The sequence below is a fragment of the Algibacter sp. genome (genome assembly GCF_049667265.1).
Classification (GTDB): Bacteria; Bacteroidota; Bacteroidia; order Flavobacteriales; family Flavobacteriaceae; genus Algibacter_B.
In genome coordinates this window covers 1-6670 of the sequence record NZ_JBATHX010000403.1, presented here as the reverse complement: position 1 = coordinate 6670, position 6670 = coordinate 1, and the positions used below count along the sequence as shown (strand labels likewise).

Annotated in this window: 3 protein-coding genes; all 3 read right to left on the bottom strand. The window is 37.7% G+C overall.

Annotated elements, in window-relative coordinates; translation table 11 throughout:
• Nucleotides 1-406 (bottom strand): glycosyl hydrolase (locus WBN21_RS14175; protein ID WP_424201388.1); only part of this gene is annotated, 406 nt, incomplete at its 3' end.
• Between the two features lie 85 nt (nt 407-491).
• Nucleotides 492-3914 carry a glycosyl hydrolase gene (locus WBN21_RS14170; RefSeq protein WP_424201387.1) on the bottom strand — a complete coding sequence of 1141 codons (3423 nt, stop codon included), beginning with the start codon at nt 3912-3914 and terminating at the stop codon, nt 492-494.
• Nucleotides 3915-4518: 604 nt separating this feature from the next.
• Nucleotides 4519-6435: a hypothetical protein gene (locus WBN21_RS14165; protein ID WP_424201385.1), complete on the bottom strand. Its 1917-nt coding sequence runs from the start codon at nt 6433-6435 to the stop codon at nt 4519-4521.
• Between the last annotated feature and the right edge of the window lie 235 nt (nt 6436-6670).

The window sequence follows — 6670 nt, the reverse complement described above, 5'->3', positions numbered from 1 at the left end:
CGGGAGAATTAAAAAAGCTAATATCTATACCTATTCTGCTTCCTTCCTTTATGGCATGACGCATACAGTCCCACCACGCTTCACTTAATGAGGGCGTATTGCCCATTGGAGGGTCAGATATTAGTCCAAGTGAATTATTGGTTGGAGGTTGATAAAAAATGTCTCCGATAAAAACTTCACCGATTCCTACCTTTTTCATCGCTTCCAAATCTTTTGTAATACCCTCTTTGGAAATATGCCCGCTAATGAAATACCAATAAACACCGGGTTTCGTGGAATCCGGTGGGTTCATAAAACCCTCCTTCAAGCTGGTAAATGCTTCAACAGTTATCTCATCCTTTTTATTCTTTTTACATGCAGCAAAAAACAGAGCCACCATAACAAATACTAGCGTAATTTTTTTCATAAAAAATGGTATTTATTCTATTTAGAATAGTGAAAACTGTTATTTCTCAAAGGTGTTTTCATCTTAAAATTTGCTCGTAAAACGATTACAATTCCGTGGTTTTGAACACGACAATACGCACAGGCCCAAATAATCCCGAAGGCAATAGCTCCGAATCTTTTTCCCAATGTTTATAGGCAGGGAAAGTGGTTCGTTGTGTTGGGCGTTCGGTATCGTTAATTAACCAATCGGGCCATTGCTTTATTCTGTTTCCATTTCGCTCATAGTCCAAGGGCAATTGTTCGTCGCCTATTAAACGGTTGGGCCAAAGGTTGGTCACTTTCACTTCAAGCGTATTGGTTCCATGCTTAATAGCTTTGTCTATATTTATTCTGAAAGGCGGTTTCCATAGAATACCCAAGCTTTGTCCATTCACAATCACTTCAGCAATCTCTTTAACGCTCCCTAAGTCTAATTCAAAGGAATTATTGTCCCTTATCATTTTTTTTGAAACCGTAAACTCTTTTGTATAAGTTGCGGTGCCCGAAAAGTAGCGCATGCCATCATTGGTAGATTCAGTCCAAGATATAAGCTTTTGTAAGGTTATTTCCTCAAGATTAAGAAACTGAACATTCCAATTTTTACTCAATTCAATCGGCTTTGGAACAGACTTTACTTTTACTGTTTTTGTTTTGTCTTGCAAAGTTGTGTACGTAAAAGCACCTGAATAAGGCGTTTTCCAGAGGGCTTTACCCTTTTTGTAAATCAGTTTAGGTTCGGGCATATCCTGTGATAATTTAAGCACACTACCATAAGGCACTTTAATGGTTTTCTCTCCATTTAAGGTTTTATAGGTGACACGTAAAGTCTTCGGCGTTTTTATTTTGGGTTTACCTTGTAAAAACGTATCATTTATAGGAATCTCCAAAACACCTGCTGCAACTTTAGCTTTAACATCATCGGTTACATCGTATACGGGATTGCTAGGAGGTATGCCGTTTACACCTCTTTCAAATTTACCAAATACCGCTTTTAGTATCCTTAGCTCACCTTTATCACCTGCATCAATTTTTAGCAGTTCTTTCTCTTTAGCATACGTTTCTAAAATAGTACCATCAATGCTATACTGTACGCGAAGCTCTTTATGATAGCCTGGAGCAGGATCTCCTGAGCAAAGATCGCGGTTTGCAAAAATTTCCAATTGGTTGTTCTGCATACTGCTAGTTACCTTTTCAGTTACATCAACTAATCCTGATGGCAAAAATGTTCCGTATTCTGCTTTCATAATATTCAAATCTAAAAGTGATTTGGCTTCGGTTTTTTCTACATTCATTATTGAACTAACGATATGCTCCGATAGATTTTCAGAAGGTCTAAATACGACAAATACAGAGCCTTCCGATTCAAACTGAATAGGAATACTTGTGGTGCCATCGCCATTATCCTTCCATACTATTGCCTTTGTTATTTCTCCACTTTCGGCATTCCAAAGCTCAGGTTGCATGCCCGACACCCGAAAACGACAATTTAAAATACGACTTTCCTTTTGCTTGTTGACCACAAAATAAATATCGGTATCTTCTGCCTTTCGATGGGTAAAATCGAAATCGTTACCACTAACCTGTTCAATACTAACGTCGGGAAGCAGCGCATCATTCTTTAAAAAATCTAAAACAGAGATGTCTTTTATCAAGCCTTCGCTCCATAGCTCATCAGCAAGGTGTGCCACTTTTACATCGCTGTTGGGATAGCGCTTCAGACTTGGCGATTTTTTTGGTTTTGCTCCCAAAATAATAGCACCACCTTTTGCTAATTCTTCTAATTTTGAAAGCGTTTCCGGTGTAATCCAACTATTCTGGGGAAGTACCAATGCGTTATATGTAGCGCCATGTTCGGTACAAATAAGACCTTCATTGACGGTTAACGAGGCTATTTTGTTTGATCCCACTAAATCGTAATCATAACCTAAAGCCTTAATTTGCGGAATCAATAAAGCATCGTTTGGAGAAGCTTCGCCCGTAAATACCAACACATCGGCCACCGTAGTGCCTTGTTGTAGCAGGAACTGCCCGCGATTAATGTAATCAAGAAAGGGCTTCCCTTGTTTCCACCAAGTATTGTGTCGGTTAAAATCAATTCCAAAACGATCTAATGTTAATCCCGGAGCTACATTCCATGGCTGATGCGCATAACAATGAATAACAAAACGGTTGATGCCCTGTGCCCAAGCCAAATCTGCAATAGCTTTAAGCGAGCCTGGATCTCGCTGCCATCCGCCTTCATCGGTAAAAGCTTCGGCCTCTGCAACAGAACTGCCATTTAGTTTGGCAATAGAAGCTACAAATTTAGGTGAATCAAAAAACGCCAGATGACCACTCCAGAATTCAGACAGTACAGCATCTGCATTTGCCCCAACTTGCATGTTATCAAACGGGCCCCAATACGGTTCTGTGGAGAAAAGCATGCCATATTGATGGCAGCGTTCACGAAAGCGTCCGTAATAGTTTGTTGCAATTAAATCTCCAATGGTACGACGGAAATCCCAAAGAAACCGTTCTGTTTCTTCTCCACTTTCAATGTAATAACCGGCAAGTGCAGGCAAATACAAGCCGCAATCGTAGGAACGAAGACGCTTAAATTCATCGGCAAAGTTGGCTGTCCAGTTGGTTGTGCCCACTTCGTAACTATCCACATGACAGTTTGCAACAACGCTCCCAATCAATGTATCTAATTTATTTATAATTGGCATAATGCCACCTTCCCAAAATACGTCAACGGCGGCGCTGTTCATTTTATCACACTCCAAACCTGCTCCACCATCGCTTGGAAAACGATTCTTAGAACCAGTTGGCGTATGACCAAGTCTTAATATTACCCACTCACCTTTAGGAACCTCCCATTCTAAGAATCCTGCCTCTGTAATTTTAGATGTTAAATTGATAATATCCGTTTTCTTCACGATGGCAGATGAAGCAACTTCCTTATCGTCAGGCGCTAAATGGTTGCGCACTTTGCCCGAAAGGGTTTTATAATCTAAGTGACTTATTCGCTCATTACTTTTGGGTTTAGGAAAAGCAAGAACGGCAATGTCTATATAGTAGCCTAAATTTATGCTGGGTTGCGGTAATTGCCCTTTGAAAACCTTGCCGCCCTGTAAGGTTAATTCAGCATAAACCACTTCTTGCATTGCATATTCGGGAGTTATAGAAGGACCACCAGTTGAAGACCAACCAGCGCCATTATGAAAGCTAAGTTCAAGACCTAAACGTTGCGCTTCTAATGCTGCAAAATGAAAAAGGTCGAGCCATTCCGGACTTAAATAGGATGCTGCACCTGCAGGATGCTGCAAACTGACATTAAAAATCAGCGCGCCTTGAAGACCTATCTCTTTCATGGCTTCCAGGTCGGCCGTTATACCCTCTTTGCTTACATTTCCGTTTATCCAAAACCACATGGTACGGGCTTTTCCCGATGGTGGCAGATTTTTAAAACCTTGTTCCAGCGTGTTGTTTTGTGCTTGTCCCACCATTAGGGAGCAATTGATCAGCAGAACGGCAAGAATGGTTTTGATTTGACGTGTCATTATTTTATTGTTTTAAAAAAACTAAAGAAACTTTAAACAAGTGATGTGGTTTAGTTGGATTTTCATTTTATATCTGGATAATATATTTTTTAACCTTAAAAATAGCACTCAGTAAACACGAAAACATTAATGTTTCTTTAGATTCTATAAATATATTCCGAACATATTAATTAATTGTCCTGTAGTTTCAGGTTATAGTATAAGTGAAAGATTATATAATAGACTTTGTTTTGATAAATTTCAACCATATTAATGCTTTTATCAATTAACAATTTGATATATTAATTGCACAAAATGATATGAAAAACACCTACATAAAATATCGAATAAACCCTATTTAAGATACACCATGAGGATTCTACCTTAACAATTCTAGGACGAAATGTTATTGAAAAGCATACTTAATACCCTTCAAAATATTATGCAGATTCCTATGGTTTTACTAGGGGCAATGGGTTGATGTTTACATTAATAGATTATTTAAACAAAAAACAGGATTAGCCCCAGAACAATTTAGAAACCACAGTAAAAACAATATAATAAAATCGAATTAACTTACTGTTACGGATAACAATAATTCCTTTTTATCTTTTTCAAAATATACTTCCAATGGTAACGCTTCAACACCTGGTACCATATTAAAGGTTCTGCTGCCTTCAATTTCTTTAATTTTTATGGGTGAAGTAGCCTTAATAGTCACTTTCCCTTCTGGCTTTTGAATTGTTATTTCGTTTTCAAAAACATGGGTTATAACTTCCTTTGATTTCGAAACAATAGGTAAAACAAAAGCTGTGGGTTCTGAAATGCTTTGGTTTGTTATCACCCTTATTTCCATTTTATCGGATGAGCAGTTATAAATAATATCAAACTGAGACGCTGTTTCTTCTACTACTTCTCTGTTTACATTTTTTAACTTTACCTTGGCTAACAATTCTATAATACCATTTTCATCTTTTCCTGTAAATGTTGCAGGTAAATCGTATAGGTTCGTAAACCAAACATTATCTTTAAATGTTTCAATTCGTGGTGTTAGCGCTATATCTTTTCCTGGTTGAATCTGTTGGTTATAGGGCTCAACCATATGATATTCAGCCATACTTGCAGCACATAACAAGCCGACTTTATTGTGATATAAAACTCCTAAAGCTCCACCGGATGCTTGACGATAATCGTATTTATAATGATACTCTGCATCGTAAGCACTAACAGTTCCTCGCCAATCGCCTCTTGCAAAAAGTGAAACATCTAAATCCTTAAAATGAGTAATTCCATCAGCAGTAACCCTCGGTAATGCTTTATTTTTGTTAATTTCTGGGAGATGCTTCCAATGGTCCAACATTGCCGCCAAAGGTTTAGCATGGGCAAAAGTATGATGCACACAAGGCGGAATTCCTGCCGAAATATAATGTGGCCCACCATGTATCAAACCATCTGCTGTACAACGTTGCAATAATTCTGTGTTTTTTACGGCCGCAGTGCCAAAAGCTGGATTGATGTGCGCCATCATTCCAAATGCTGGTTGGCTACCATCGCAGGTGCGACTTCCCCAATAACTCCACTTATACATTCGGTTACCCCAACTATTGTCCCAAGCGCCATCAGGCAACATAAACTCTAAATGACTATTTAATGATTTTGTTAAGATTTGTAGCAGCTCTTCATCTTTTTCCTTGAGCGCATACATGACCAAACTATTCAAAGTTTCCTCTACATTATAACCTAAATCTACACCACGTAAGCCTTTTTTACTTAATTTATTAGCCTCTGGTTTGCATTCACCAAACAATAATCCTTCATTAGCAGTAAAGTATAATTTCACCTCCTCTGCAAGGTTTTTACTTTTTGTTTTAAAACCTTTATTCCCTAGAACGTCGCCTATTAAATCTAAACCATAAATTGCAGTTCCTCCGTAATTAATGTTGGTAAAATCTATAGTAAACGTTTCATACACATATTGTCCTGCTTTTTCTAAGCGTTCTGTCCAAGCTTTTCGAGTTTCCTCATCTAAAACGTGACCATGATAATGTAATGCTTCAGCTAGCGCTATCGCTCCAAAAATGGTAATCCCTTTCCATGATTTTGGGTTTTTAATTACTGTCCAAGCACCGTTGTTTTGTGAGACATTGTTTTCTGCCCAAATCATGACCAGTTTAGCAGCTTCTATATATTTTTTATCTCCAGAAATGTTTGCCATATATAAAAACGGATATACCGCATCCATACAACGGCCGTGGATATGTTCGCAAGAAGGGCATCCTAAAGCACCATGTTCTTCTAAATTAGAAGGATTATTAATTTGAACCTTTATCATTCCATCACACCAATCTTTTAAAAGTTCTGATATTAGGTTTTTGAATTCAAAAGAATGTTCTGGATGGCTTTCGCATGCATTTAGCAATCCTGCCATTGGTAATGATAAACCAACACCTGCTAGTGTTGAAAGTTGTATAAAGTTCCGACGTTTCATTTAGTAAATGTGTTTGTTCTTGTGAAATTTAAAAAGATAACCTTTATAAACCATCCTGTTTTGTCCTGTTTTATAATACCAAAAAGCCAGAAAAAAATTTCTGGCTTTTGTATACCTTCGAATAATTATAGTTTTAATTAATAACAAGTTTTGTATGATATACTTTATTATCATCTGAAATGGCGTTAACTAAATAAACACCTGTTTTAAACCCTGGATTTTCAAGTTCTAAAAC